The following is a 1,312-nucleotide window of genomic DNA, read 5'->3' as shown; positions in this document are numbered from 1 at the left end:
AGCGCGGCCGATCACGCGGACAAGTCCGCCGACGCCGCCGAGTGGGCCGTCAAGTACGCGGGCCAGGCGGTCGATTACGCCAACAAGTCCACCGCCTTCGCTAACGAGGCCACCAAGGCCGCCAACAACGCGGTCGACGCCGTCAACAAGGCCGTCGAGGTGGAGAAGCAGGCGCGGGACGCCGAGTGGCAGCGCCTCGACGAGGACACCAAGCAGGCGCTGGAGGAGGTGCGCCTGCTCGCGCAGATCGAGGACGCGGAGCGGGCCGAGTACGCCGAGAAGCGGACTCAGGCGGCGCAGGCCGGCCAGGCCACGCTGGACCTCGTCGCGAAGGCGGAGTCGGCGCTGCGCGACGGCGACCTGAGCCTGTCCGCCACGCTCGGGCGCAAGGCGGCCGTTGCCTTCATGAACTCCACGGGTTCCTGGTCGCGGGAGGCCGCGCGGTTCGCCCTGTCCGGCGCGGACGCCGACGTCCACCGCTGGATCGACACCGACCGGCAGCTCGCCCAGCGCCAGGACGACCTGGAGACGTCCCTCTTCCTCGCCCAGGTCTCCTCCCCGGACGTCGCCGACGCGGCGGTCAAGGCGCTGGAGGACGACGACCCGGACGCGGGCGCGGCCTTCCTCACCAAGGGCGTCATCACGGCCGCCGCCGCGGACAACCGGGTCCTGGTCTCCCGGATCCTGGCGAACAGCCCGGGCAACGCCGTGAAGAAGGCGGCGAGCGACGCGCTGAGCGCGGGCACGCCCGAGGCCCTGTACCAGTTCATCAGCAGCGGGTACGAGTCGGCCCTGCGGGACGACGACGCGGTGGCCACCGCCGCCCTCATCAACACGGGAGGCCCCTACACCAAGGCCCACGCCCAGGTCGCGATGGAGGGCCCGGCGTGGATGCGCCGCAACTTCGTCGCCTCGGTGCAGTACAAGACCGCGCAGCTGGACTACGACTCCGCCGCCCACATCGCCGCCATCCAGGGTGCGATCGCCGCCGCCGCGAAGATCGCCAACAAGGCGCAGGAGAACGCGAACCGCGCCCAGTCGGCCGCGGCCAAGGCCCGCAACGCCGCCGCGGAGGCGACGGACTGGGCGAACAAGGCCACCGCGTCGGCCCAGAAGGCCAACGAGTACGCGGCGCAGGCGGACGCGAACGCGGACGCCGCCGAGGAGTCGGCGCGCAAGGCCCAGGCGTCGGCCGACCAGGCCAAGCAGGCGGCGGCCAAGGCCCGCTCGGCCGCGCGCTCGGCGAACTACTCCGCCAACCGCGCCGTGGACGCCGCGCAGAGCGCCCGGGCCTCCGCCATAGAAGTCGGTG

General features: G+C 73.1%; 1 pseudogene. It reads left to right on the top strand.

The features are described 5' to 3' along the window. Nucleotides 1-1,312: pseudogene (locus tag H5J33_RS35535) on the top strand (hypothetical protein); the annotation flags it as partial.

It is taken from the genome of Streptomyces sp. WELS2, assembly GCF_013870595.1.
GTDB lineage: Bacteria > Actinomycetota > Actinomycetes > Streptomycetales > Streptomycetaceae > Streptomyces.
This window is presented reverse-complemented; position numbering and strand designations above follow the sequence as displayed.